We start from the raw sequence: 24141 nt of genomic DNA, 5'->3' as shown, positions 1-24141 counted from the left end.
AGCGATGACAGGTCACGGCGACCCTTCGGTTCGACTGCGCGACCGGCGGCCCCTGGCGGCCGCCGACGTCGGCTTCCTCATCGGCTCGATCGCGCCCGCCGTCGATGCCCGGGGGCGTGCAGGCACGCCGCACGGACGGATCAGTCCGGCTGCGCTCTCCATCGATCCCGCGGGGAACCCGCAGCTGATCGACGTGTCCGACAGCGACGAGGCCGTGATCTACGCCGCCCCCGAGATCCGGGACACCGGGCTCATCACCGGGCAGTCCGAGGTGTACTCCCTCGGCAACACCACGTACACGCTGCTGACCGGCCATCCGCCCAACCCGTACGGTTTCGCGACGGTGCGCCGCGACCGCCCCGACCTCGGCCCCGGGGTCGACGGCGTCCTCCTCCAGGCGACCGCTCGCTCTCCGGAGTTGCGGTTCGCGACCGCGACCGAGTTCGCGACGGCACTGTCGGAGGCGCTCGACCAGCCCGTCCATGCCTCGACGATCCCGGTGCGGTCCCCGGCCCCCGCGCCGGAGCCGGAACTGGTCGTCCCCGCCCCGGCGGCGCGGGCGGCGCCGGACCCGCGGCGGCGTTTCGAGCTCCCCGAGGCCGCGCTACCGATCGTCTTCCTCCTGCTGATCGTCCTCGCCGCGGCGGGCTTCATGGCGCTGTTCCTCAGCGGCTCCTGACCCGGAGGTGACCCGATGACCGACGGCGACTTCGCCGGCCGCGTCCGTGCGACGGGGCCGCTCGCCGCGAATCAGGTCGCTTACGTCGTCTCGGCGGTGGCCGCGGAGATCGACGGCCGGGCGGCGGCGGGCGACCCGCACGGGCGGCTCAGTCCCGCCGCGATCGCGCTGGCCTCGGACGGCCGCGTCGTCCTCGTCGACCCGGCGAGCCTCGGCGCAGCGCCGGACACCGGCGCACACGCGGCCCCGGAGATCTTCGGCGGAGCGATCCCCGATGCGCGATCCGAGGTCTTCTCCCTGGCCAGCACGGCGTACACGCTCCTGACGGGAACGACGCCCAACTCCTTCCGGATCGCCAATGCACGTCGCGCTCGGCCGGCTCTGGGACCGGGTCTCGAGGCTGCGCTCACCCGGGCGACCTCGCGCGATCCCGCGTTCCGATACCAGTCGGCCACGGACTTCGCCCGCGCGCTCGCAGCGGCGCTCGCACCTCCACCCGCGGACACCGTCGCCCCGGAACTCTTCGACTTCCCGGAGGGAGTCGCCGACCGGGCTCGACGGATGTCGGCACTCCGGCTGCTCGCACTGATCGCCGCCACGCTCGCGGTGCTGAGTGTCCTGTTGTGGGTCGGGATCCTCGTCGTCGACTCGTTGTCCTGACCGGCGCGGCGACCGGCCGGCCGGCTCAGCGACCGACGATGACGTCCCGGCGCGGCGGCGCGGTCAGACCCGCGTGGCGCCGACGCAGGCACGCCAGCCGCACGACGGCCGGGTGCAGGCCCAGCGGAGCGGCGACCACCTCGGCACCGGCGTCCCGCAGGCGCTGCTGGAACAGCCCCTCGGCAAGCAGGTAGGAGGCGACGGCGACGGACCGCGCACCGTCGGCCCGGACGCGCGCGACGACCTCCGGGACGGACCGGTAGCCCTCGCTCTGCTGGCTCGGGGCCGCGAAGGCGATGGAGACCCGGCTCCCCACCAGGGCGGAGAGCGCTGCGGCGGTCCGCCGCAGCTCCCCCTGCGCGTGGATGTCGCGAGTGCCGGCGGCAGCCATGACGACGGCGTCGCCGCGCTGCCAGCCCGCTTCCTGCAGGCGCCCCAACATCGCCCGGGCGAGCTCCGGGGAAGGGCCGAGCGCCGGTGTGACCGTCGTTGCGCGGTGCCGCGATTCGGCGACCTCCCGCGGCAGGTCGTGACGGACGTGGAAGCCGCTGGACAGGAATGCGGGCACCACCACCGTCGGCTCGTGGTCGAGGTCGGCGAGGACCTCCGCCGGGGTCGGACCGAGGACGTCGACGAAGGCCACCCGGACGGTCTCGGACAGCCGCGCGGACATCGCCGCCGCCAGATCGCCTACCATCGCGACGCCGTGGTCGCTCCGGGTGCCGTGCGCCACCAACAGGGTTCCCACGTCAGTGCTCCTCATCGAGTGCGAGGCGGTAGCCGCGTTTGACCACCGTGGCGACGATCTCCTTGTGCCCCAGGCCCGTCCGCAGTCGTGCGACCGCCGCCTCGACGGCGTGCGGATCGTCACCGCCCAGTGCCGCGAGCAGGTCCTCCCGGGAGACGACGGCGCCGGGCTCGCGGGCGAGCAGGCGCAGCAGGACGATCGACGTGGGCGTGAGCTCACGCTCGTCGCCGTCGACGACCGCGCCCCGCGCGCGCAGGCCGAGGCGGTGCCCGGCGACGGGGAGGTCGGGTCTGCGGGCGGGCAGGTCCTGTTCGACCAGGCGTGCCAGTGCTCCGAGCCGCATCCGCTCGGGGGTGACGGTGTCGATCCCCAGGCGGTCGAGCGGAGTCGCGGTCACCGGCCCCACGCAGTAGGGCACGACGGCGCCGCCCAGCGCGCCCCGCACGGCCCCGTCGAGCCCGAGTTCCGCGGCCCGTTCCAGGATGGACGCGGCGGCGGGCGCGGAGGTGAAGGTGACGGCGTCGACTGCGGACGTCGCGAGCGCCTCGATGATCCGGTCGAGCCCGGTCACGTCGGCGGGCCGCTCCCAGCGATAGACCGGGACCTCGACGATCCGTGCGCCGAGGGCCCGCAGCCCGTCGAGGAGGCCCGGGTTCGGGTCCCACTTGTCGGTGGCTCCGTGCAGCTGGACCGCGACCCGGAGCCCGCTGAGATCGGAGGTCGAGAGGTGACTGAGCACCTCGGCGGAGGACTCCGACTCCGGCGACCATTCCTCGCGCAGGCCCGCGGCGCGGAGCGCGCCGGTCGCCTTGGGCCCGCGGGAGATCACCCGGCCGCCCCCGAGGGCCGCGACGAGCTGCTCCGCGAGCCCCCACCCCTCGGCCGCTTCGAGCCAACCGCGGAAGCCGATGCCGGTGGTCGCGACGAGCAGATCGGGTGGACTCGCCAGCAGTTCCTCGGTCGCGGCGCGCAGGCGTTCGTCGTCCGAGAGCGGCACCATCGCGATCGCGGGTGCGGCGAGCACCGCCGCGCCGCGCCGCTCGAGCAGGGTGCCCAGCTCGTCGGCGCGGCGCGCGGCGGTGATCGCCACGGTGAATCCGACTAGGGGGCGGGCCGGCGCCTCGGTCATCGGATCGGACTCCTTCGGTACTGCGGTCATCGGGTGTCGGCGACGGTGAGCGCATCGTCGCGCGGCGTTGCGTCAAGCGTCCCATGTCCGCGCGGGGCGGGCGTACGCACGTAGACCTTCCAGGTGACCAGTGCTGCGAGAACGTAGAAGGCGCCGAACACCCAGAACGCGATCGTCGCCGTGCCGGAGGACTGGTACGAGGCCCGCAGCACCAGGTTGATCCCGACGCCACCGAGGCCGCCGATCGCGCCCGCGATGCCGATGACCGCCCCCGACATGGCGCGGGAGTAGTGGGTGCGGGTTGCCTCATCGGCGTCGAGCGAGCGCGCCTTGGCCTCGAAGATCGACGGGATCATCTTGTAGACCGAGCCGTTGCCCAGGCCGCTGAGCAGGAACAGGGCGATGAATCCGAGGACGTACGCGCCGAGTACGGCACCGGACGGGGCGCCCGAGCCGGCCGTCGTGGCCGCCGCGATGAGGACGCCGCCCGCTGCGATCATTCCCGTGAAGACGTAGAGAGTGACCCGGCCACCGCCCAGCCGGTCGGCGAGCTTGCCGCCGTAGACCCGGGAGATCGAACCGAGCAGCGGACCGATGAAGGCGATCTGCGCGGCATGGAGCGAGGCCTGCGCCGCGGACTCGCCGCCCGCCCGGAAGGTGGCCTGCAGGACCTGGCCGAAGGCGAAGGAGAAACCGATGAAGGAGCCGAACGTGCCGATGTAGAGCAGGGAGACGATCCAGGTGTCCCGGTCGCGGGTGGAAGCCCGCATCGCGGCGGTGTCGACCGTCGGGACCTGGAGGTTGTCCATGAACAGGGCCGCGCCGATCCCGGCCACGGCCAGCAGCGCCAGGTAGACGGCGCACACCCAGTACGGCTCGCGGTTGCCCGCGGTCGCGATGACGAGGAGCCCCACCAGTTGCACAGCGGGCACGCCGATGTTGCCGCCGCCCGCGTTGAGCCCGAGCGCCCAGCCCTTGAGCCGCTGCGGGAAGAAGGCGTTGATGTTGGTCATCGATGACGCGAAGTTCCCGCCGCCGAAACCGGTGAGCGCCGCGCACGCGAGGTACACCCACAGCGGCTGCCCGGGGTTCGCGAGGATCAGCATCGTCGCGATCACGGGGACCGCCAGGACGAAGGCGCTGAAGATCGTCCAGTTGCGGCCGCCGAAACGCGCCGTGGCCAGCGTGTACGGGATCCGCAGGCACGAGCCCACGAGGGTCGCGGTGGCGCCGATGAGGAACTTGTCGGCCGTGCTCAGGCCGTAGACGTCCTGCGGCATGAACAGGACCATCACGGACCACAGGGACCACACCGAGAAACCCACGTGCTCGGCGACGACGGACCACAGCAGGTTCCGCTTCGCGACCTTCTCACCGCCCGACTCCCATTGGCGTCGGTTCTCCGGATCCCAGTCCGTGATCGTGTGTGATCGGCTCATGTCCCAGACCTCTCGGTGCGTCGACGATCTCTTTCGCGTCGAAGGTAGGCAGCCGATGTTGCGGCGCCGGTTCCCGCGGTGTCCGCCCCGTGAACTCGACCTCACGCCCACGCACCACCGGGTGTGAGGCCGACATCGGGGCTGCGGCGACGCCCCGGCTCGTCCGCGGTCTCCGGGTGAGCGAGGCCCCTGCCTCGTCGCCGCACCGGGGCGCGGCCGCGGCCGCTCTAGAAGTCCGGCGCGCCCACGGCGGCCGGTGCGCGGCCGGCCTCGTCGCCCTCGCCCACGACGTCCTGCGCCGGGCCGTCGTGGACGGGGTCACGAACCGAGTCGTCGTCGGCGGGCGTCGCTCCCGCCGCCCGGTCACGATCCGGCCCCCCGGCAGCGGTCTCCAGCGGCGGCGACGCGATCTCCCGGTACCTCTCCCCCGTGCCGACGTACTGGCTCGCGCACATCCGCAGGTTGAGGCCGATCGCGTCGGCCTTGAGATCCAGCGAGCTGTGCCGCTGCCCGTCCGCGCCGTCGAAGGTCTCGTGTTTGAGCTCGCCGTGCACGATGACGGGCCGGCCCTTCGCGATCACGGCGCGCGCGTTGCGGGCGAGCGCGCCGAAGGCCTTGACGTTGAGCCAGACGGTGCTGGTCTGCTTCCACTCGCCGTTCTCGTCCAGGTAGCCGTTGTTGGCCGCCATCGTGAAGCTCAGGAAGTCGTGCCGCTGATCGCGGGTGGACTCCCGGTAGGTCAGGTCGTTCGTGACGTTCCCCGCTGCGAAAACAAGTACCCCGGGCATGACGCGCCTCCTCGTCGTGTCGCGGCCGGTTGTTCCCGGCCGTCGTGAACGAGTGTCATGCGCGGGTCCCGCCCCGGACGGCGTCCAGGGCGGGACCTGTGGAGAAAACACGTTTCGTACGCTTACTTGTGGATGGCGGCGGTCTCGACGGTGCGCGTGTCGGACCGCCGTGGCAGGGTGGCTACGCCAGCCACCCCGCCGCGGTGAAGCCATCGAGGTACCGACCGACGAGTGCACGATCGAGGTGCGGGATGTCGCCGGGCCCCACCTTCGCCTCGCGCACCGCCTCCCGGAACCGGTCGGCCGTCAGCGCCGAACCCGCGCCGGCCGCTGCGGGCCGGGCGAACGAATGCAGCAGCGGGAGGACCGACCGCTGGCGGTCCTCGGCGGGCAGCGCCCGCAGCGCCGCCTCGAACCGTGCGAGCCACTCGGAGTAGTCCGCGACACGCTCGATCGGACGGTCCTCAGCGATCCAGTCGACGAAGTCGTCCAGCCCGGCACCGCCCTCGTCGACGTTGAGGACGTGGAAGGTCCGGAAGCCCTCGCGCCCGGCGGCGCCGAGGGTGACGATCGACTCGGCGGTGAAGTCCACCGGCAGGCCGTCGTAGTGCGCCCGCGGCCCGCTCGGATCGGCGGAGAAGGAGGCGGGCGCGAGCCCCGTCTCGGCGATGCTCAGCAGCAGCCGCGTGAACTGGTCCACCGGGTTGTACTGACCGCGGAACCGACTGTGCGCCAGGATCATGTTCGAGCGGAACACCCGCACCGGCAGGTGCGCGAGGTCGGACGCCTCACGGAGCAGTACCTCGCCCGCCCACTTGCTCACCGCGTAGCCGTTGGCGTAGGCGTCCGCACCGATCCGGCGCTCGGCGCCCGCCACCCGGACGTCGTCGTCCTCCGCCAGGAGGCGGCCGTCGTCCTGCGGGACCACGGCGACCGTCGAGACGTAGTCGATCGACTTGCGCCGCACGGTGATCGCGAGGCGGGCGATCTCCGCCGTGCCCACCACGTTCGGGCCGAAGAGCTGGTCGTAGGGCAGGACGTGGTTGACCATAGCGCCGCAGTGGACCACGTGGTCCACGCTGTTCGCCAAGCGTTCCCAGGTCGGACCGTCGAGGCCGAGGGACGGCGCGCCGAAGTCGCCGGCGACCACTTCGAGGTGACGCTCGGCGAGGCTCGCGAACTCCGTCGTGAGCGCGGGATCGGAGGTCCCGATCGCGTCGAAGACGCGGCGACGTGCGTCGTCGGCGTCGGCGCCGCGGACCAGCGCGACGACGGTGCCCCCGTGCGGCGCGACGCGGCGCAGCCACTCGAGCAGGAGGAACCGGCCGAGGTAGCCGGTTCCGCCGGTGACGAAGACCGTCGAGGGTTCTCCGTGCGGCGCGGGGATCGACGGGGCCGCCGCCAGCAGCCCCGGGTCGATGAACCGGTCGAGGCGCAGGTCGGCCGCGCGCGCCACCTCGGCGTCGGCGCCGTGGATGGACGCGGCGGTGGGAGCCTGAACGCCACCCGCGCGGGCCTCCTCGATGTGCGCGATCACGCCGCCCAGCGTCGCGGTGGGGCCCACGATCGCCTGTACCGGCACGGGGAGGTCGTAGACGCCCTCGAGGGTGGTCGCGAGCGAGAGGGCGGAGAGCGAATCACCGCCCAGGTCGAGGAACCTGGTGTCCTCGTCGAGCTCCTCGGGCAGCACACCGAGGGTGAGAGCAGCGGCCCGCACGACGGTCTCCGCCACCGAGCCGTCGGCGTCCAGCGCGCGCAGTCCGTCGCGGCGACGCTCCTCGGCCGCGGCGTACAAGGCGTCGAGCTCCGCGCCGTAGCGGGCGTTGAGGGCCGGGCGGACGAGCTTGCCGATTCCGGAGCGCAGTCCGTTCTCCTGGGAGAAGGGCTCGCGTTCGATGATCACATCGCGCGGCAGCTCGTACCCGGCGAGGTCGTTGTCGCGCGCGATCGCCGCGAGTCCGTCGAGCACGCGGACACGGGCTTCCGAGTCGCTCTCCCCGTCGGGCCCCGGCGCCGGCACCACGACCCCGAGGAGATACGACCGCTCGCTGGTGCCGTACAGGAAGATCTGGTGCACATCGGGGCCGGCGGCGTACGTGGCCTCGAGCTGCGCGATCGGCACGAACTCGCCCTGCGCCAACTTGATCACGTTGCTGCGGCGGTCGACGTACTGGAGGTGATCGGGCGCGAGCTCGGCCATGACGTCCCCGGTGCGGTAGAAACCCTCGTCGTCGCGGATCCGCTTGTCGGAGTTGTAGTACCCGGGGATGAGCTGCGTCGATTTGACCAGGAGCTCGCCGCGCGGATGCGGGGAGTCGGTGACGAAGTAGCCCAGTTCGGGGACGTCGATGAGCTTGTACTCGGTCACCGGGGGCCGCACGACCACGCCGTCGCGGATGACGCCGCCGGCCTCGGTGGAGCCGTAGCCGATCTGGATGTCGATGCCCAGCAGCCACTCCATGAAGGCCTGCAGGTCGGCGGACAGCGCGGCACTGCCGCACATCGCGGCCTGCAGCCGCCCGCCGAGAACCCGGTCGCGCAGTTCTTCGCGGGCCGTCTCGGTGTCGGTCTCCGCCTCGACGGCGAGGAAGCGTTGGTGGATCAACTCGCACACCCGGGGCACGAGGCCGATCGCGGTCGGGCGCGCGGCTGCGAGGTCCTCGAACAGCGTCGACATGTCGGACGCCCCGGCGAAGTAGCCGGTCCCGCCCGAGGCCAGTCCGGCGATGAGCCAGTTGCGGCCGTACATGTGGCTCATCGGTAGGAAGTGCAGCAAGGACTCGGACGGCAGGTCGACGTCGACGATGCTGTCCACCTTGAGCCACGCGTCGGAGACCAGCTGCTCCGTGTACATCGCGCCCTTCGGGGTCCCGGTGCTGCCCGAGGTGTAGATCAGGGTGACGAGCGGGTCCGAGCCCGGTTCGGGCGCGAAGAGCGCGGGCGCGGGAAGCGCCTCACCCGCGAGGACGTCGGCCTCCAGGCCCTCGTAGCCGGGGTGGTCACCGTCGAAGACGACGACCCGCGGCGTGGCGGAGCATTCCGCCAGCGCCTGCTCGGCGAGGTCGACCTGATCGGCGCTCACGGCGAAGATCTTCGGCCGGGTCTCGTCGAGGATCGTGGCGATCCGGGCGGCGGGGGCGCCGGCCTGCAGGGGAACGTTCGGCGCGCCGAGGATCGTGGTCGCGAGGTCGACGGTGACGAAGTCGGCACTGGTGAAGCCCAGGATCGCGACGAAGTCGCCCGCGGCCAGTTCGCTCTGCCAGGCGGCGGCGAGCGCGGTGACCCGCCGCCAGATCTCCCCGTACGAGACGGTGACGTACGGAGCGCGCGGCCCACCGTCCCGAGTGGCGAACGCGGGCCGGTCCGCGAACCGGGCGAAGATCCGCGCGATCACCTGGGGAAGCCGCTCGTCGTGCGCACCGGCCTGTCCGGTGGCCTCCGAACCGGTGATCGCCGGATCGCTACCCTGCACTGCCTCGATCGACATCTGACACCTCATTTCACTACGGAACTCTAACTAACCCTTTCCCTAGCTTAGCTACTGATCGGTAACTCCGCACGTTCGACGCATCGCGAGTCCAAACCTGGCCCCCGCGACGCCATGGTGGTGGACTTGCGCTCCACATCCCGATCCACCGAACGGAAGGCCGACGTGAGCCCGCGCACCCCCCTCCACCTGCACTGGTTCCTGCCCACCTACGGCGACTCACGGAACCTCATGGCGGGCGGGCACGGCAGTTCGATGAGCGGCGACCGGCCGGCGAACCTGCACTACCTCAAGCAGCTCGCACTCGCCGCGGAGGCGAACGAGTTCGAGGCCGTCCTCATCCCCACCGGGCTGTGGTGCGAGGACGCCTGGCTCACGGCGGCGCTGCTCACCGAGGCCACGCAGAAGCTCAAGTTCCTCGTCGCGTTGCGTCCCGGCCTGGTCAGCCCGTTGCTCTCCGCCCAGATGGCGAGCACGCTGCAGTGGCAGTCCGGCGGGCGGGTGCTGCTCAACGTCGTCACGGGCGGCGAGTCGTCCGAGCAGCGCGCCTTCGGCGACACGCTCAGCAAGGACGAGCGGTACGCCCGCTGCGGCGAGTTCCTGGACATCACGCGGCAACTGTTCAGCTCGACGCAGCCCGTGAACGTCGCCGGCCAGTACGTCTCCGCCGAGAACGCCCTGCTCGCGCGCCGCCCGGACCCCGCGCCCCCGATCTTCTTCGGCGGCAGTTCCCCCGCCGCCGGCGACGTCGCCGCGAAGCACGCCGACACCTACCTCACCTGGGGCGAGCCGCCCGCGCAGGTGAAGAAGAAGCTCGACTGGATCCGCGGTCTCGCCGCCGCACAGGGGCGCGAGCTCACCTACGGAATCCGCCTGCACGTGATCTCGCGCGACACGAGCGAGGAGGCCTGGGCCGAGGCCAACCGGCTGCTGGGCAACCTCGACCCCGCCGCGGTGCGCGCGGCGCAGGCCAACCTCGCCCGGAGCGAGTCGGAGGGCCAGCGGCTCATGCGCGAGCTGCACGGCGGCGGAGCGGCCTTCGACGAGGCCGCCGACGCCCGCTCACTCCAGGTCTACCCGGGACTGTGGACCGGGGTGGGACTGGTCCGCGGCGGGGCGGGTACCGCTCTCGTCGGCTCGCACGACGAGGTCGCCGACCTCATCGCCGAGTACGCCGACCTCGGGCTCGACCACTTCATCCTCTCCGGGTACCCGCACCTGGAGGAGGCCTACCACTTCGGCGAGGGCGTCCGGCCCCGCCTCGCGGCCCGCGGCCTCCTCGGCGCTCCAGGCGCATCGTCGGAGCCCGTGCGCGGCGCCTTCCTGCCCAACCTCTCCCCCACTTCCTAGCCCCGGTTCTCCGACCCGAAGGACTCCGCATGACCACCGAGAAGATCGCCGACGAGATCAAGTTCGCCTACTGGGTGCCCAATGTCTCGGGCGGCCTGGTGACGAGCGACATCGAGCAGCGCACCAGCTGGGACTTCGAGTACAACAAGAAGCTGGCGCAGACAGCCGAACGCGTGGGCTTCGAGTACGCCCTCTCGCAGGTCCGGTACATGGCGAGCTACGGCGCCGAGTACCAGCACGAGTCCACCTCCTTCAGCCTGGCCCTGCTCGGCGCCACGGAGAAGCTCAAGGTCATCGCGGCCGTGCACCCCGGCCTCTGGCACCCGGCGGTCCTCGCGAAGTTCGGCGCCACCGCCGACCACCTGTCGAACGGCCGGTTCGCGATCAACGTCGTCTCGGGCTGGTTCGCCGGCGAGTTCAAGGCCCTCGGCGAGCCCTGGCTCGAGCACGACGAGCGCTACCGCCGCAGCGCCGAGTTCCTCGAGGTGATCCGCAAGATCTGGACCGAGGACAACGTCGACTTCGGCGGTGACTTCTACCGCATCCGCGACTTCACCCTCAAGCCCAAGCCGCTCAACACCCCCGAGCGCCCGAATCCCGAACTCTTCCAGGGCGGCAACTCGTCGGCCGCGCGGATCAACGGCGGGAAGTACGCCGACTGGTACTTCTCGAACGGCAAGGACTTCGACGGGGTCACCGACCAGCTCGACGATCTGCGCCGCGTCGCCCGCGAGGCGCAGCGCGAGGTGAAGTTCGGGCTCAACGGCTTCATCATCGCCCGCGACACCGAGAAGGAGGCGCGGGACACCCTGCGCGAGATCGTCGAGAAGGCGAACAAGCCCGCCGTCGAGGGCTTCCGCGACGCGGTGCAGCAGGCCGGCAAGTCCACCTCCGATGGCCGCGGCATGTGGGCGGACTCCTCGTTCGAGGACCTCGTGCAGTACAACGACGGCTTCCGCACCCAACTGATCGGCACGCCGGAGCAGGTCGCGGAACGGATCGTCGCCTACAAGGAGCTCGGCGTCGACCTCATCCTCGGCGGCTTCCTGCACTTCCAGGAGGAGATCGAGTACTTCGGCGAGAAGGTCCTGCCACTGGTCCGCGAGATCGAGGCGAGCCGCGCCGGGGCGCTGGTGTGACGGTCGCGCCGGTAGCCGACTCGCGGCCCGCCGCGGCGATCGACTCCGCCGCGGCCGCCGTCGACGCGGCGCGCGAACTCGCGGCGCGCTTCGCCGACGGTGCCGCCGAGCGCGACCGCGAGCGGAGCCAGCCCCACGCGGAGGTCGAATACCTCTCCGACGCCGGCCTGTTCGCGCTGACCGTACCGGCCCGCTTCGGCGGGCCCGACCTGCCGCCGTCGGTCGTCGCCGAGGTCTTCCGCACGCTCGCCACCGCCGACCCGTCGTTGGCGCAGATCCCGCACAGCCACTACGTGTACCTCACGGCGCTGCGTCTGGCGGGCTCGGAGATCCTGCAGCGCAGGATCTTCGGTCAGGTGCTCGACGGGGCTCGGATCGCCAACGCCCAATCCGAGCGCGGCGGAAGAACGGTGGCGGACGTCGCGACCACGCTGACGCGCACGGCTGAGGGCGCACACCTCGACGGCGAGAAGTTCTACTGCACGGGCTCGCCCTACGCGCACCTTCTCGCGGTACTGGCGCGCGACGCGGACTCCGGGGAGCAGATCATCGCCTTCGTCCCGGCGGACACCCCGGGCATCACCATCGCCGACGACTGGAACGGGCTCGGGCAGCGGACGACCGGGAGCGGAACAGTGCGCTTCGACGACGTCGCCGTGCCCGTGGACGCGATCCTCCCGCGCTCGCCCGCGGTCTCCGAACCCACCGGCTACGGAGCCTTCGCGCAACTGCTGCACGTCGCAATCGACACCGGTATCGCGCGCGGCGCACTCGAGGCCGCCGCCGAGTTCGTCCGCACCAAGTCCCGTCCCTGGTTCGAGGCGGACGTCGATCGCGCGCAGGACGATCCGCTCGTCATCCAACGCTTCGGCGAGCTCACGGTGACGGTCCGCGCCGCGGAGGCGGCGCTCGCCGTCGCCGCGCGTGCGGTGGACGGCGCCTTCGCGGCGCCGGGGCCCGACACCGCCGCCGAGGCCTCCCTCGCCGTCGCCACCGCGAAGGTACTCGCGGACCGTGCGGCCGTCGAGGTGCCGTCGGCACTGTTCGAGGTGAGCGGCACCCGGAGCGCCGCGGGCGACGCCGGCCTCGACCGGTACTGGCGCGACGGGCGTACCCACACCCTGCACGATCCGGTGCGCTACAAGGTCAATCACCTGGGTCGGTTCACGCTGAACGAGGAGCGGCCGCCGCTGCACGGCGTCGTCTAGCGCCCCGAGCGCTCGATACGGACTGCGGTCCGATTGGTGTACGATGGCGACCGTGAAGATTCCCGAGTTCGGTGTGGACACGTTCGGCGGCGTCACCAAGGACGCGCAGGGCGCGCCGCTGCAGCATCCCCAGGTGATCCGCGACCTCGTCGAGGAGGCCGTCGTGGCCGACCGCGCGGGCCTCGACTTCTTCGGCGTCGGCGAGCATCACCGCGCGGACTTCGCCGTCTCGAGTCCGGAGATGGTGCTCGCGGCGATCGCTGCACGCACCGAGTCGATCCGCCTCGGTTCCACGGTGACGGTCCTGAGCTCGGACGATCCGGTCCGCGTCTACGAGCGCTTCGCGACGCTCGACGCCGTCTCGCAGGGCCGCGCCGAGATCGTCGCCGGCCGAGGATCGTTCACCGAGTCCTTCCCGCTGTTCGGTTACGACCTGCAGGACTACGAGCTGCTGTTCGAGGAGAAGCTGGAACTGCTGGCCGCGCTCCTCACCGAGGAGCCGGTCACCTGGTCGGGCACCACCCGCGCGCCGCTCACCGACCAGCGCGTGTACCCGACCACGGCCGATGGCATCCGCGCCTGGGTCGGCGTCGGCGGCAGCCCCGAGTCGGTGGTCCGCACCGCCCGGTACGGCTTCGGTCTCTTCCTCGCGATCATCGGCGGGCCGGCGGAGCGCTTCACCGCGTACACCGATCTGTTCCGTCGCGCCGAGAACGAGTTCGGCGGTGCCCCGCAACCGATCGCGGTGCACTCACCCGGCCTGGTCGCCGACTCCGACGATCGCGCCCGCGAACTGGTCCACGACGGTTGGCTACAGATGCGCCGCCGCATGGGTGCGGAGCGCGGATGGCCGCCGCCCGCACCCGGCGACTTCGAGCGCGAGGTCGAATCCGGGTCGCTGTACCTCGGCTCGCCGGAGACCGTCGCGCGGAGGATCGCCGCGACGATCCGCACGCTCGGCGTAGACCGGTTCGACCTCAAGTACGACCAGCCCGTGACGCACGCCGACCTGATGCACTCGATCGCGCTCTACGGCGAGCAGGTGGTCCCGATGGTCAAGGACATGCTCAGCGACTGACGCCGTGCCCGCTGTTCGTCCTCGGTGATCCCAACCCCTGCGATGACGTGTCCGCGCGCTGGCGGGGCGCCCTTCGCCCAGGGCGAACTCCGCTCGACGGCACGCCCGAGGAACCGCACATATCCTGGTCGGGTGCCCCCTCCTCGCGCTCTGCGCGGCGCCGTGCAGCGCCCCCTCCTCACCGGTGCGGCGCTGGTCGCCGTCGTGATCATCCTCGCCGCGTTCGCCGCGTGCGGGCTCGGAGGTCGGAGCGCGCCGTCGTTCCAGCGCACCGACCAGGTCGTCGACGGGGCGGGCGTGAACCTGGACACCTCCTTCTTCCGGCCCGACGGTGCCGAGCCCGTCCCCGCAGTGCTCCTCGCGCACGGCTTCGGCGGCTCCAAGGAGGATGTCCGCGCCGAGGCGGAGCAGCTGGCCGGACGCGGCTACGCGGTGCTCACGTACACGGCGCGCGGCTTCGGGAAGTCGACGGGGCTCGTCGGCCTCGATTCCCCCGACGCCGAGGTCGCCGACGCCCGCAAACTCCTCGACTGGCTCTCCGCACGCCCCGACGTGCAGCAGGACGGGACCGGCGATCCCCGCGTCGGTGTAGCCGGCGGGAGCTACGGCGGCGCCCTCGCGCTCCTCCTCGCCGGGCACGACAAGCGCGTCGACGCGATCGCACCGCGGATCACCTACTGGGACCTCGAGCAGGCGCTCTTCCCGGGCGGCGTCTACAAGAAGCAGTGGGCGGGGATCCTGTTCACGATGGGCGGGGGCTGCGCACGGTTCGAGCCGGCCGTCTGCGAGATGTACACGCGGATCGCACAGGGCGGCGCCCTCACCGAGGCCGACCGCGCGCTGCTCGCCGCGCGGAGCCCCGCGTCGGTCGGCGCGGAGATCCGAGTACCGACCTACCTTGCGCAGGGCGAGCTCGACTCCCTGTTCCCGCTCGACCACGCCGACGCGGCGGCGCGACGCATCGCCGCGAACGGCGCGCCCGTCGCCGTCGACTGGATCGCCGGTGGCCACGACGCCGGCAGCGCCGAGGACGCCCGGGTGAACGCACGTACCGCCGAGTGGTTCGACCGCTACCTCAAGGCCGGGGACGCCCCCGCGGTGCCGGCCTTCCAGGTGTCCCGCTCGGGCGGCGTCGACCGCGAGACCGGCGAGCGCACCGTGCGGACCTCGACGACCGACGCCTATCCCGGGCTCGACGGGACCATCACGCGCACCGTCGCCCTACCGGGCGGCCCGCAGCTTGCCGAGAACCCCGCGGGCGGCGCGCCGCCGTCGATCTCCGGCGTCCCGGGGCTGGGCGGCCTGGCGTCGTCCGCGGCGGCACTCGGAGGGTTCGGACTCTCACGCGATCTGCCTGCGCAGGCCGCGGTCTTCGACTCCGAACCGCTGAGCGGACCGGTGACCGTTACCGGCGGCCCGACGGTGACGATCAAGGTCGACTCCCCAGCGCCGGAGGCGGTGCTCTTCGCGAAGCTCTACGACGTCGGCCCCGAGGGCACGCCGATCCTGCCGCAGCAGCTCGCCGCTCCGATCCGGATCCCGCTGACGGCGGGGGCCGCGACGGCCACGATCCGACTGCCCGTCATCGACCACGAGTTCGCGGCCGGACACCGGATGCGTCTGGCGCTCGCGACCACGGACCTGGCCTATCTCTCGCCGAACGCACCGGCGACGCACACGATCACGCCGACGAGCCCGCTGACGGTGCCGGAGGTGCCCGCCCTGAAGACGGCGCCGGCGCCACTGCCCACCTGGGTGTGGGTGCTGCCGATCGCGGCGCTCGCGATCGGCGCGGCCCTGCTGCTCGTGCGCCGTCCGCGCGGCGCGCCGGCCGCGGACCCCGCTCTCGCCGACGTCGCACTGCAGGTCACCGGGCTGTCGAAGAAGTACGCGGGCGGCGACGGCTACAGCGTGCAGGACGTGACCTTCCGCGTGGACCGCGGCCAGGTCCTGGGCCTCCTGGGCCCGAACGGCGCCGGCAAGACGACCACGCTGCGGATGCTGATGGGCCTGATCACACCCGACGAGGGCGGGATCCGGGTCTTCGGACACGCGATCCGCCCGGGCGCGCCGGTGCTCTCCCGCGTCGGCGCCTTCGTCGAGGGCGCGGGCTTCCTCCCACACCTCTCCGGCCGCGCGAACCTGGACCTGTACTGGCGCGCCACCGGCCGCCCCGCCGATCAAGCACATCTCGCCGAAGCGCTCGCGATCGCGGACCTCGGCAGTGCTTTGGAACGCCCGGTCCGCACGTACTCGCAGGGCATGCGGCAGCGACTCGCCATCGCGCAGGCCATGCTCGGACTGCCCGACGTGCTCGTCTTGGACGAACCGACGAACGGGCTCGACCCGTCTCAGATCCGCGAGATGCGCGACGCGATCGTCCGCTACGGCGCCACCGGCCGCACCGTGATCGTGTCCAGTCATCTGCTGGCGGAGGTCGAGCAGACCTGCACGCACGTCGTGGTGCTGCAGCGCGGCCGGCTCATCGCCGCGGGCACGGTCGACGAGATCGTGCAGGCCGGCGCGGACGGCGGCTCCCGCACCCTCGAAGACGCGTTCCTCCAGCTGACGGGAGACGAGGCATGACCACCACCGCGAAGGACTCCGCGATCGCGCGCGACGCGACCCAGGGCGCCGCCCCGGGCTACGCGCCCCGACGCACGCTGACGATCCGCGTGGAGCTCGCCCGGCAACTGCGGCGCCGACGCACCCTGGTGATGGCGGCACTGCTCGCCGCGCTGCCGATCGTGCTCATCATCGCGCTCGCCATCGGGACCGACGACTCGAGCCGCGACAACGGGCGGCCGTCGATGTTCGACGTGGCGACCGCATCGGGGCTCAACCTGACGGCGACCGTCCTCATCGCGGGAACCGGCTTCCTCCTGGTGATCCCGGTGGCGCTGTACTTCGGCGACGCCGTGGCCTCGGAGGCCGACTGGTCCTCGCTGCGATATCTGCTGGCCGCACCCGTCCCCCGGACGCGCCTGCTGGCGACGAAGGCGATCGTGGCGCTGATCCTCTCGGTGGCGTCGGTCGCCCTACTCACGGCGGTGGCGCTGATCGCGGGGACGCTCGCCTACGGCTGGGGTCCCCTGCAGACCCCTGCGAACGCGGCCCTGCCGCCGGCCGAGGGCCTGTGGCGGCTCCTCCTCGCGGCCGGGTTCATCATCGTCTCCGAGCTCGCCACGGCCGGCCTCGCCCTATGGCTCTCGACCCGCACCGACGCGCCGCTCGCGGCGGTCGGAGGAGCCGTGGGCCTCACGGTGATCGGCAGCGTCCTCGATCAGGTCACTGCGCTCGGAGGCCTGCGCGCCGCGTTGCCCGCGCACTGGCAGTACGCCTGGACCGATCTGCTCCAGCCCAGCATCGAGTGGGCGGCGATGGCACAGGGTGCGTCGCTGTCGGTGAGCATCGGCGTCGTCTTCGTCGCACTCGCCGTGCGCGGCTTCCGCACCAAGGACGTGGTCAGCTAGGAACCGGAGGGGGAACAGTGCGGCTGTCGCCGCGGAACTCGGCGATCACCTCGTCGCCGCGGCGCACGGTCACGTCGTAGAGGCCGTTGCGTCCGAATCGCTCCCGCTCGACCGCAGTGGCGGTGAGCACGTCGCCGGCGCGCGTGGCACGGAGGAACCGGATGTCGCCTCGCGCGGCCACGGCGGCGTCGCCCCGGGAGTTGCAGGCGAGGGCGAAGGTGGTGTCCGCGAGTAGGAAGACGTAGCCGCCGTGGGTGATCCCGTGGCCGTTGACCATCGTCTCCCCCACCGTCATCGTGGTCATCGCGGTCCCGGCGCTGAGGTCGACGACAGCGATCCCGAGCGCCCGGGAGGCGTTGTCGGCCGCGAACATCGACCGCGCGGGCTCGCAGCCGCCGCTCACCGCCGTACTCATGCGCTCTCGCCCCCGTCCAGGGTCTTGGCGACCAGCGTCAGCACGTCGTAGGTCGCGACCGGTGCGCCGTCCTGATTGGTGACCACCGCGTCCCACCGCACCTCGCCGTAGTCGGCACCGCTGCGGGGGGTGATCTGCTTGGCGGTGAGGGTGACGGTGAGCGCGTCGTCCGCGCGCACGGGCGTGAGGAAGCGCAGCGAGTCGACGCCGAAGTTCGCCAGTACCGGCCCCGGAGCGGGATCGACGAACAGGCCCGCCGCCAGGGAGACCACGAGGTAGCCGTGCGCGACGATGCCGCCGAACAGCGGGTTCGCCGCCGCGGCCTCGGGGTCGGTGTGGGCGTAGAAGGTGTCGCCGGTGAACTCCGCGAAGTGGCCGATGTCCGCGAGGGTGACGGTGCGCGGGCCGCCGACGATGGTGTCGCCGAGGCGGAGCTCGGCCAGGGACTTGCGGAACGGGTGTTCGTCGCCCTCCGTGCGCGGCGCCCCGGCGACCCACTGGCCGGTCGCGGCGGCGAGCACCTCCGGGGTGCCCTGGATCGCGGTGCGCTGCATGTGGTGCAGCACGCCGCGGATGCCGCCGAGCTCCTCGCCGCCGCCGGCCCGGCCGGGACCGCCGTGCACCAGCACGGGCAGCGGCGAGCCGTGGCCGGTGGACTCGCGGGCGTCCTCGGCGTTGAGGACCAGGAGCCGGCCGTGGAACGGGGCTATCCCGAGCAGCACCTCTCGGGCGAGCTGTGGATCGGCGGTCACAAGGGAGGCGACGAGGCTGCCCCCGCCCCGGGCGATGAGCTCGACCGCGTGGGCGGTGTCGCGGTACCCGATGATCGTCGCGACGGGCCCGAAGGCCTCGATCTCGTGGACCTCGGGCGCTTCGGGATCGGTACTGCGCAGCAGCATCGGCGGCAGGTAGGCACCGGTCGTCGCGTCCCCGCCGACCACTGCGATGTGGTCCGGGTCGCCGACCACGAGCTCGGCGGCGCCGCGCAGCTTGTCGACCGCGGCGAGCACGTCGGTGCGCTGCGAGAGGGAGACGACCGGCCCCATGGTGACCCCCTCGGCGCCGGGGGCACCGACCACGACGCGGTCCAGCCGCGCCCGCGCGGCCTCGATCACCGCCTCGACCATCGGCTCGGGCACGAGGGCCCGGCGGATCGCGGTGCACTTCTGCCCCGCCTTGACGGTCATCTCGGTGGTGAGCTGCTTGACGTACAGCTCGAACTCGGGGTCGTCCGTCGTGACGTCGGCGCCGAGGACGGAGGCGTTGAGCGAGTCGGCCTCCGCGGTGAAGTGCACGCTGCGCTCCACCAGCGCGGGGCGCGCGCGCAGCGTCGCCGCGGTGTGCGCGGAGCCGGTGAAGGCCACGGAGTCCTGGCCGCCGAGGGCGTCGAGGAGCGGCGCCGGGTCGCCGCACAGCAGCTGCACGGATCCCTCGGGAAGCAGGCCGGATTCGATGATCCGGCGGAACACCAGCTCGGTGAGGTAGGCGGTCTGGGTGGCGGGTTTGACGATGGTCGGCACGCCGGCGATGAAGGCGGGCGCGAGCTTCTCGAGGAATCCCCACACCGGGAAGTTGTACGCGTTGATCTGCACGGCGACGCCGCGCCGCGACGTGTGGACGTGGCGGGCGAGGAAGGTGCCCTTCTTGCCGAGCACCTCCACGGGACCGTCGAGGTGGATCACGTCGTTGGGGAGTTCGCGCTTGGCCTTGCTCGCGTAGCTGAGCAGATTGCCGAAGCCGCCGTCGATGTCGACGGCGGAGTCGCGCTCGGTGGCGCCGGTCCGCGCGGACTCGGCGTAGAACTCGGCCTTGCCGGCCATGAGCGTCAGGCCCAGCGCCTTGAGCGCCGCGGCACGCTCGTGGAAGGTCAGCGCGGCGAGCGCGGGCCCGCCCGTCTCCCGGGCGTACGCCGCCATCGCCGCGACGTCCAGCCCGGCGGACGAGACCCGTGCGACCTCGGCACCGTCGACCGGGCTGATCACCGCCCGCCCCTCGTCCGTCGCCCGGTGCCACCGGCCGCACGCGTAACTCTCGACCATCCTGCTGTCCATGAAGCACGCTCCTATTACCGTATGTTCGGTCGGTAATCAGGGTGGCCCGGAACGCCGCCCCGTGTCAAGGGGAACGGTCGATCCTCGATCAGGTCCGGCGCAGCCCGTCGAAGGCGATCGCCACGAGCGCATCGGCGACCTCGCCGACGGGGTGATCCGGGCGCGGCCGGTACCACTCGATGAGCGAGTTGACCATGCCGAACAACAGACGGCTCGTCACCGCCGGGTCGGCGTCGGCGCGCACGTCGCCCTCCGCCACGGCGCCCGTCACCAGGTCGGCGATGACGGCGTCGAACTCGCGGCGGCGCGCCAGCGCTCGCCGCTCGACGTCCGAGTTGCCGCGCACCCGCAGTAGCAGGGTCACGTACGGCAGCTCCGCCACCAGCACCTCAACGCTGCGCCGCAGCACGTACTCGAGCCGATCGACGGACCGCCCCGTGATCGCGCCGGCCTCCGTGGTCACCGCGAACAAGCCGCTCAGTGCGCGATTGAGTGCGAGCTCGAGCAGCTCCTCCTTGCCGGCGACGTGGTGGTAGATCGACGACTTGGTCAGCCCGAGGTTCTTCGCCAGGACGTCCATGCTCGTCGCGTCGTAGCCACGCTCGTTGAACACGCGAACCGCGACGGCGAGCAGGGAATCGAGGTCGTAACCGGGACGCCCCGGCGAGCCGGTGCGACGACGGACGGGTGTTGCGCTCATGCGCCGATTCTCCCATTCATCCCCAGAATCCGATCAAGATCTTGTTACCGACCGAATGATCGGTTATTATTTCGAGGCACCGACCGAAGAGGAAGCGATATGACCGACGCCCCCACGGCAGCCCTTCCCGGCCTCCGCACCGTCTCCGTCACCCGCGCGGACGACCGGTACGTGGTGACGCTCGACCGCCCCGCGGCCCGCAACGCCATCGACGCCGCGATGATCGCGGAGTTGCACACCGTGTGCAGCATGATCGAATCGGACCCCGCCCCCGTCCTCCTGACCGGCGCCGGCGAGCACTTCGCCGGCGGCGCCGATATCGGAGAGCTGCGCGAGCGCGGCCGCGACCAGGCGCTCGCCGGGATCAACCGCACGCTGTTCGACCGGTTCGCCGCACTCCCCCTGCCCACCGTCGCCGCGGTGAGCGGCTACGCACTCGGGGGCGGCGCCGAGCTCAGCTACGCCTGCGACATCCGGATCGCCACCGAGACCGCCGTCTTCGGCAACCCGGAGCCCGGCCTGGGCATCCTGGCCGCCGCCGGCGCGACCTACCGGCTACCGGATCTGGTCGGCCGGTCGGTCGCCAAGCAGGTCCTGCTCGCGGGCCGCACGCTGGACGCCGCCGCCGCGCTCCGGTGCGGCCTCGTCATGGACGTCGTCCCGGACGGGGAACACGTCGCCGCCGCTCACCGCGCCATCGACCGGATCACCGCCTCGTCCGCGCTCGCGCTGCGCCTGACCAAGTCGATCGTCGACGGCACGGGGCGGGCCGAGGACATCGCCCAGGCGGTGCTGTTCGAGACCGCGGACAAGCGAGATCGCATGACCGCCTTCCTGGAGAAGAGGAACCGCCGATGAGCACAGCACCGTCGAACGTCGGCGTCGTCGGCGGAGGCCGGATGGGCGCGGGCATCGCGCAGGTCTTCGCGACACTCGGCGCCACCGTCGTCCTCGTGGAGAGCGGCGACCGGGCCGCGGCGGCGGAGCGGGTCGCCACCGGCCTGCAGCGCGCCGCCGAGCGCGACAAGCTCGGCGGAGCGACGCCCGACGAGGTGCTCGCGCGCGTCGCCTTCGCCGCCGGCATCGACGAGCTGCCCGCGGACGCCGACGTGGTGATCGAAGCCGTGCCCGAGGTAATCGACCTCAAGCTCGACGTGCTGCACCGCATCGAAGGCGCCGTCGGCCCGCAGTGCGTGATCGCGAGCAACACCAGTTCCCTCTCCATCGCCGCCCTCGCGGCCGCCCTGGACGCCCCGCAGCGGCTCGTGGGGATGCACTTCTTCAATCCGGTGCCGGCATCGACGCTGGTCGAGATCATCCGCACCGACGACACCGATGCCGCCGTGGTCGAGCGGGTCCGCGGCTGGGTCTCCCTTCTCGGCAAGCAGGAGGTGCTGGTCAACGACTCCCCCGGCTTCGCCACCAGCCGGCTCGGCGTGTGCCTGGGCCTCGAGGCGATCCGCATGCTCGAGGAGGGCGTCGCCGACGCCGAGTCCATCGACCGCGCAATGGAACTGGGCTATCGCCACCCGATGGGACCGCTGCGCTCCACCGACCTCGTGGGCCTCGACGTGCGGCTCGCGATCGCCGAGCACCTCGCCGCCACGCTGGGCGAGCGGTTCACGCCGCCGCAGCTCTTGCGCGACATGGTCGCCCGCGGCGACCTCGGCCGCAAGAGCGGCCGCGGCTTCCACACCTGGCCCTGACCCGCTGACATCGATCCGAGGAGACCCCATGGATTCCGCCACCCTCACCGTCACCGACGGCCTCGCCGTGCTCACGCTCAACCGCCCGCAGGCCGCCAACGCTCTCGACCTGTCGCTCAAGACCGCACTGCTCGACGGTGTCCGGTCGATCGCCGCCGACGACACGGTCCGGGCGGTGCTGATCCGCGCCGAGGGCCGCAACTTCTGCGTCGGCCAGGACCTCGGCGAGCACGCGGCCGCGCTGGGCCGATCGCCCGAGCGCTCCATGGACACGGTCGCCGAGCACTACAACCCGCTCATCTCCGGCATCGCCGCGCTCGAGGTCCCCGTCGTCGCCGCCGTGCAGGGCGCGTGCGTCGGCGCCGGACTCGGCCTCGCGCTCGCTGCCGACGTGGTCGTCGCCTCCGAGGGCGCGACCTTCGCGACCGCCTTCACCGCCATCGGCCTGGCCTCGGACTCCGGCCTCACCAGGACCCTCGTCGACGCCATCGGCGCGGTCCGCACGCGCGCGTTCATCCTGCTCGGGACGAAGATCCCCGCGGCACAGGCGCTCGACTGGGGACTCATCGCGCAGGTCGCACCCGACGACGAGCACGCCGCCACCGCCGAGAAGATCGCGCGGCGGCTCGCGGGCGGCCCAACCGCGGCGTTCGCCGCGGCCAAGTCGCTCATCGCGGAGTCGCTCCCCTCGCTCGACGACGCCCTCGAACGCGAGCGCGCGAGCGCCGGCCCGCTCGCCGCCACCGCCGACCACCGCGGCGCCGTCGAGGCCTTCCTCGCCAAGCGCCGCCCCGAGTTCACCGGTCGCTGACCCAGCCGCACGGAAGGCACAGCCATGACAGACACCACCACCGAGCTGGAGACCGAGTTCGAGCGGATCGTCCAGTCCGACCAACGCATCGAGCCGCGGGACTGGATGCCGGACGGGTACCGCAAGACCCTGATCCGGCAGATCGCCCAGCACGCGCACTCCGAGATCATCGGCATGCAGCCCGAGGGCAACTGGCTCACCCGCGCGCCCTCGCTGCGCCGCAAGGCGATCCTCATGGCGAAGGTGCAGGACGAGGCCGGCCACGGGCTGTACCTGTATTCCGCCACCGAGACGCTCGGCGTCGATCGCGCCGAGCTCACCGCGAACCTCATCGAGGGCCGCCAGAAGTACTCGTCGATCTTCAACTACCCCACCCTGTCCTACGCCGACGTGGGCGTGATCGGGTGGCTGGTCGACGGTGCCGCCATCTGCAACCAGGTACCGCTGTGCCGCAGCTCGTACGGTCCCTACGGCCGCGCGATGATCCGCGTGTGCAAGGAGGAGTCCTTCCACCAGCGCCAGGGATTCGAACTGCTGATGACCATGATGTCCGGCACGCAGGGCCAGCGGGACATGGTGCAGGAGTCGGTGAACCGCTGGTGGTGGCCCGCCCTGATGATGTTCGGCCCGCCCGACGACCGGTCCCCCAACTCGGCGCAGTCGATGGCGTGGCGGATCAAGCGGCACACCAACGACGAGCTGCGGCAGCGCTTCGTCGACATGTCGGTGCCCCAGGCCGAGGTCCTCGGGGTGACCTTCCCCGATCCGGACCTGGCGTGGAACGCCGAGCGCGGCTCGTACGACTTCGGCGAACCCGACTGGGACGAGTTCATGCAGGTGGTCAAGGGCAACGGCGCGACCAGCGTCGAGCGGATCGCGAACCGTCGCGCCGCGCATGAGAACGGCGCCTGGGTGCGGGAGGCCGCCGCGGCCTTCGCCGCCCGCACCGCCGGATCGGAGAAGGAGTAGAGATGACCGAGCAGACCCGCATCGACTGGCCCCTGTACGAGGTCTTCCTGCGCGGCAAGCGCGGGCTCAACCACGTGCACGTGGGGTCCCTGCACGCCGCCGACGCGGAAATGGCGCTGCGCAACGCCCGCGACGTCTACACCCGCCGCAACGAGGGCGTGAGCATCTGGGTGGTCCGCTCCACCGACGTCGTCGCCTCCAGCCCGTCGGAGAAGGACCCGTTCTTCGCGCCGAGCGGCGACAAGGTCTACCGCCACCCGACCTTCTACGACATCCCCGAGTCCGTCCCGCACATGTGACCGATCGGCCAC

General features: G+C 72.0%; 21 protein-coding genes. 13 read left to right on the top strand and 8 right to left on the bottom strand.

Features of this window, described 5'->3' with window-relative positions; genetic code table 11:
* The first annotated feature begins 4 nt into the window (after positions 1-4).
* Positions 5-679: a serine/threonine-protein kinase gene (locus FK530_RS15625; RefSeq protein WP_146487956.1), complete on the top strand. Its 675-nt coding sequence runs from the start codon at positions 5-7 to the stop codon at positions 677-679.
* 15 nt (positions 680-694) lie between these two features.
* On the top strand, positions 695-1339 hold the full coding sequence (locus FK530_RS15620) for a protein kinase family protein (protein ID WP_146487955.1): 645 nt from the start codon (positions 695-697) through the stop codon (positions 1337-1339).
* 25 nt (positions 1340-1364) lie between these two features.
* On the opposite strand, the gene FK530_RS15615 is transcribed toward FK530_RS15620, so the two are convergent.
* The 5 genes from FK530_RS15615 to car form a co-directional block, all read right to left on the bottom strand.
* Positions 1365-2087, bottom strand: a complete 723-nt coding sequence (locus FK530_RS15615) for a sirohydrochlorin chelatase (RefSeq protein ID WP_146487954.1) — start codon at positions 2085-2087, stop codon at positions 1365-1367.
* Between the two features lies 1 nt (position 2088).
* The gene (locus tag FK530_RS15610) at positions 2089-3246 is read right to left on the bottom strand and encodes a uroporphyrinogen-III synthase (protein WP_231706660.1); all 1158 of its coding nucleotides are present in this window, start codon (positions 3244-3246) and stop codon (positions 2089-2091) included.
* Positions 3243-4655, bottom strand: a complete 1413-nt coding sequence (locus FK530_RS15605) for a nitrate/nitrite transporter (RefSeq protein ID WP_146487953.1) — start codon at positions 4653-4655, stop codon at positions 3243-3245. The genes FK530_RS15610 and FK530_RS15605 overlap by 4 nt, the downstream gene beginning before the upstream one ends.
* A 227-nt stretch (positions 4656-4882) precedes the next feature.
* The gene (locus tag FK530_RS15600; RefSeq protein ID WP_158645113.1) at positions 4883-5443 is read right to left on the bottom strand and encodes a single-stranded DNA-binding protein; all 561 of its coding nucleotides are present in this window, start codon (positions 5441-5443) and stop codon (positions 4883-4885) included.
* Between the two features lie 181 nt (positions 5444-5624).
* Positions 5625-8930 (bottom strand): carboxylic acid reductase, encoded by a 3306-nt coding sequence (gene car, locus FK530_RS15595; protein WP_231706659.1) that lies wholly within the window; start codon positions 8928-8930, stop codon positions 5625-5627.
* A gap of 231 nt (positions 8931-9161) precedes the next feature.
* Between car and FK530_RS15590 the strand changes: the two genes are divergently transcribed.
* The 6 genes from FK530_RS15590 (at position 9162) to FK530_RS15565 (ending at position 17178) form a co-directional block, all read left to right on the top strand.
* Positions 9162-10280, top strand: coding sequence for an LLM class flavin-dependent oxidoreductase (locus FK530_RS15590; protein WP_223120280.1), 1119 nt, complete (start codon positions 9162-9164; stop codon positions 10278-10280).
* 29 nt (positions 10281-10309) lie between these two features.
* Positions 10310-11419, top strand: a complete 1110-nt coding sequence (sfnG, locus tag FK530_RS15585) for a dimethylsulfone monooxygenase SfnG (protein WP_146487949.1) — start codon at positions 10310-10312, stop codon at positions 11417-11419.
* A complete protein-coding gene (locus FK530_RS15580; protein ID WP_146487948.1) occupies positions 11416-12627 on the top strand; it encodes an SfnB family sulfur acquisition oxidoreductase in 1212 nt (403 codons plus the stop codon). Before sfnG ends, FK530_RS15580 begins: the two co-directional genes overlap by 4 nt.
* Before the next feature lie 43 nt (positions 12628-12670).
* Positions 12671-13705, top strand: a complete 1035-nt coding sequence (locus FK530_RS15575) for an Atu2307/SP_0267 family LLM class monooxygenase (protein WP_146487947.1) — start codon at positions 12671-12673, stop codon at positions 13703-13705.
* 132 nt (positions 13706-13837) lie between these two features.
* Positions 13838-16291, top strand: a complete 2454-nt coding sequence (locus tag FK530_RS15570; protein ID WP_231706658.1) for an alpha/beta fold hydrolase — start codon at positions 13838-13840, stop codon at positions 16289-16291.
* The gene (locus tag FK530_RS15565; protein WP_146487945.1) at positions 16288-17178 is read left to right on the top strand and encodes an ABC transporter permease; all 891 of its coding nucleotides are present in this window, start codon (positions 16288-16290) and stop codon (positions 17176-17178) included. The genes FK530_RS15570 and FK530_RS15565 overlap by 4 nt, the downstream gene beginning before the upstream one ends.
* Here the strand turns inward: FK530_RS15565 and paaI are convergent.
* The 3 genes from paaI to FK530_RS15550 form a co-directional block, all read right to left on the bottom strand.
* Positions 17171-17593 (bottom strand): hydroxyphenylacetyl-CoA thioesterase PaaI, encoded by a 423-nt coding sequence (paaI, locus tag FK530_RS15560; protein WP_231706657.1) that lies wholly within the window; start codon positions 17591-17593, stop codon positions 17171-17173. The genes FK530_RS15565 and paaI overlap by 8 nt on opposite strands.
* Positions 17590-19644, bottom strand: coding sequence for a phenylacetic acid degradation bifunctional protein PaaZ (gene paaZ / locus FK530_RS15555; protein WP_146487944.1), 2055 nt, complete (start codon positions 19642-19644; stop codon positions 17590-17592). The genes paaI and paaZ overlap by 4 nt, the downstream gene beginning before the upstream one ends.
* An 88-nt stretch (positions 19645-19732) precedes the next feature.
* Positions 19733-20344, bottom strand: coding sequence for a TetR/AcrR family transcriptional regulator (locus tag FK530_RS15550; protein WP_146487943.1), 612 nt, complete (start codon positions 20342-20344; stop codon positions 19733-19735).
* Positions 20345-20443: 99 nt separating this feature from the next.
* Here FK530_RS15550 and FK530_RS15545 point away from each other — a divergent pair, with 99 nt between their 5' ends.
* The 5 genes from FK530_RS15545 to paaB are packed head-to-tail and all read left to right on the top strand — an operon-like array spanning position 20444 to position 24129.
* A complete protein-coding gene (locus tag FK530_RS15545; protein WP_146487942.1) occupies positions 20444-21202 on the top strand; it encodes an enoyl-CoA hydratase/isomerase family protein in 759 nt (252 codons plus the stop codon).
* Complete coding sequence (locus FK530_RS15540; protein ID WP_146487941.1) at positions 21199-22050, top strand: 3-hydroxyacyl-CoA dehydrogenase family protein; 852 nt, start codon at positions 21199-21201, stop codon at positions 22048-22050. The genes FK530_RS15545 and FK530_RS15540 overlap by 4 nt, the downstream gene beginning before the upstream one ends.
* A gap of 28 nt (positions 22051-22078) precedes the next feature.
* Positions 22079-22861: an enoyl-CoA hydratase/isomerase family protein gene (locus FK530_RS15535; protein ID WP_146487940.1), complete on the top strand. Its 783-nt coding sequence runs from the start codon at positions 22079-22081 to the stop codon at positions 22859-22861.
* Positions 22862-22885: 24 nt separating this feature from the next.
* Entirely contained in the window at positions 22886-23830 is a 945-nt protein-coding gene (gene paaA / locus FK530_RS15530) for a 1,2-phenylacetyl-CoA epoxidase subunit PaaA (protein ID WP_146487939.1), read from the top strand.
* A gap of 2 nt (positions 23831-23832) precedes the next feature.
* Positions 23833-24129, top strand: a complete 297-nt coding sequence (paaB, locus tag FK530_RS15525) for a 1,2-phenylacetyl-CoA epoxidase subunit PaaB (RefSeq protein WP_146487938.1) — start codon at positions 23833-23835, stop codon at positions 24127-24129.
* Positions 24130-24141: the final 12 nt, after the last annotated feature.

This window comes from Tsukamurella conjunctivitidis (genome assembly GCF_007858475.1).
In the GTDB taxonomy this organism is placed as follows: domain Bacteria; phylum Actinomycetota; class Actinomycetes; order Mycobacteriales; family Mycobacteriaceae; genus Tsukamurella; species Tsukamurella conjunctivitidis.
The sequence above is the reverse complement of the archived record's forward strand: the minus strand, read 5'-3'. Positions and strand labels throughout refer to the sequence as shown.

What these genes read in the sequence shown, in the direction of transcription:
- FK530_RS15625 (WP_146487956.1), top strand. Translation starts at nt 5, where the DNA reads ATGACAGGTCACGGCGACCCTTCGGTTCGACTGCGCGACCGGCGGCCC.
- FK530_RS15620 (WP_146487955.1), top strand. Translation starts at nt 695, where the DNA reads ATGACCGACGGCGACTTCGCCGGCCGCGTCCGTGCGACGGGGCCGCTC.
- FK530_RS15610 (WP_231706660.1), bottom strand. Translation starts at nt 3,246, where the DNA reads ATGACCGCAGTACCGAAGGAGTCCGATCCGATGACCGAGGCGCCGGCC.
- FK530_RS15605 (WP_146487953.1), bottom strand. Translation starts at nt 4,655, where the DNA reads ATGAGCCGATCACACACGATCACGGACTGGGATCCGGAGAACCGACGC.
- FK530_RS15600 (WP_158645113.1), bottom strand. Translation starts at nt 5,443, where the DNA reads ATGCCCGGGGTACTTGTTTTCGCAGCGGGGAACGTCACGAACGACCTG.
- car (WP_231706659.1), bottom strand. Translation starts at nt 8,930, where the DNA reads ATGTCGATCGAGGCAGTGCAGGGTAGCGATCCGGCGATCACCGGTTCG.
- FK530_RS15590 (WP_223120280.1), top strand. Translation starts at nt 9,162, where the DNA reads ATGGCGGGCGGGCACGGCAGTTCGATGAGCGGCGACCGGCCGGCGAAC.
- sfnG (WP_146487949.1), top strand. Translation starts at nt 10,310, where the DNA reads ATGACCACCGAGAAGATCGCCGACGAGATCAAGTTCGCCTACTGGGTG.
- FK530_RS15575 (WP_146487947.1), top strand. Translation starts at nt 12,671, where the DNA reads ATGGCGACCGTGAAGATTCCCGAGTTCGGTGTGGACACGTTCGGCGGC.
- FK530_RS15565 (WP_146487945.1), top strand. Translation starts at nt 16,288, where the DNA reads ATGACCACCACCGCGAAGGACTCCGCGATCGCGCGCGACGCGACCCAG.
- paaI (WP_231706657.1), bottom strand. Translation starts at nt 17,593, where the DNA reads ATGAGTACGGCGGTGAGCGGCGGCTGCGAGCCCGCGCGGTCGATGTTC.
- paaZ (WP_146487944.1), bottom strand. Translation starts at nt 19,644, where the DNA reads ATGGACAGCAGGATGGTCGAGAGTTACGCGTGCGGCCGGTGGCACCGG.
- FK530_RS15550 (WP_146487943.1), bottom strand. Translation starts at nt 20,344, where the DNA reads ATGAGCGCAACACCCGTCCGTCGTCGCACCGGCTCGCCGGGGCGTCCC.
- FK530_RS15545 (WP_146487942.1), top strand. Translation starts at nt 20,444, where the DNA reads ATGACCGACGCCCCCACGGCAGCCCTTCCCGGCCTCCGCACCGTCTCC.
- FK530_RS15540 (WP_146487941.1), top strand. Translation starts at nt 21,199, where the DNA reads ATGAGCACAGCACCGTCGAACGTCGGCGTCGTCGGCGGAGGCCGGATG.
- FK530_RS15535 (WP_146487940.1), top strand. Translation starts at nt 22,079, where the DNA reads ATGGATTCCGCCACCCTCACCGTCACCGACGGCCTCGCCGTGCTCACG.
- paaA (WP_146487939.1), top strand. Translation starts at nt 22,886, where the DNA reads ATGACAGACACCACCACCGAGCTGGAGACCGAGTTCGAGCGGATCGTC.
- paaB (WP_146487938.1), top strand. Translation starts at nt 23,833, where the DNA reads ATGACCGAGCAGACCCGCATCGACTGGCCCCTGTACGAGGTCTTCCTG.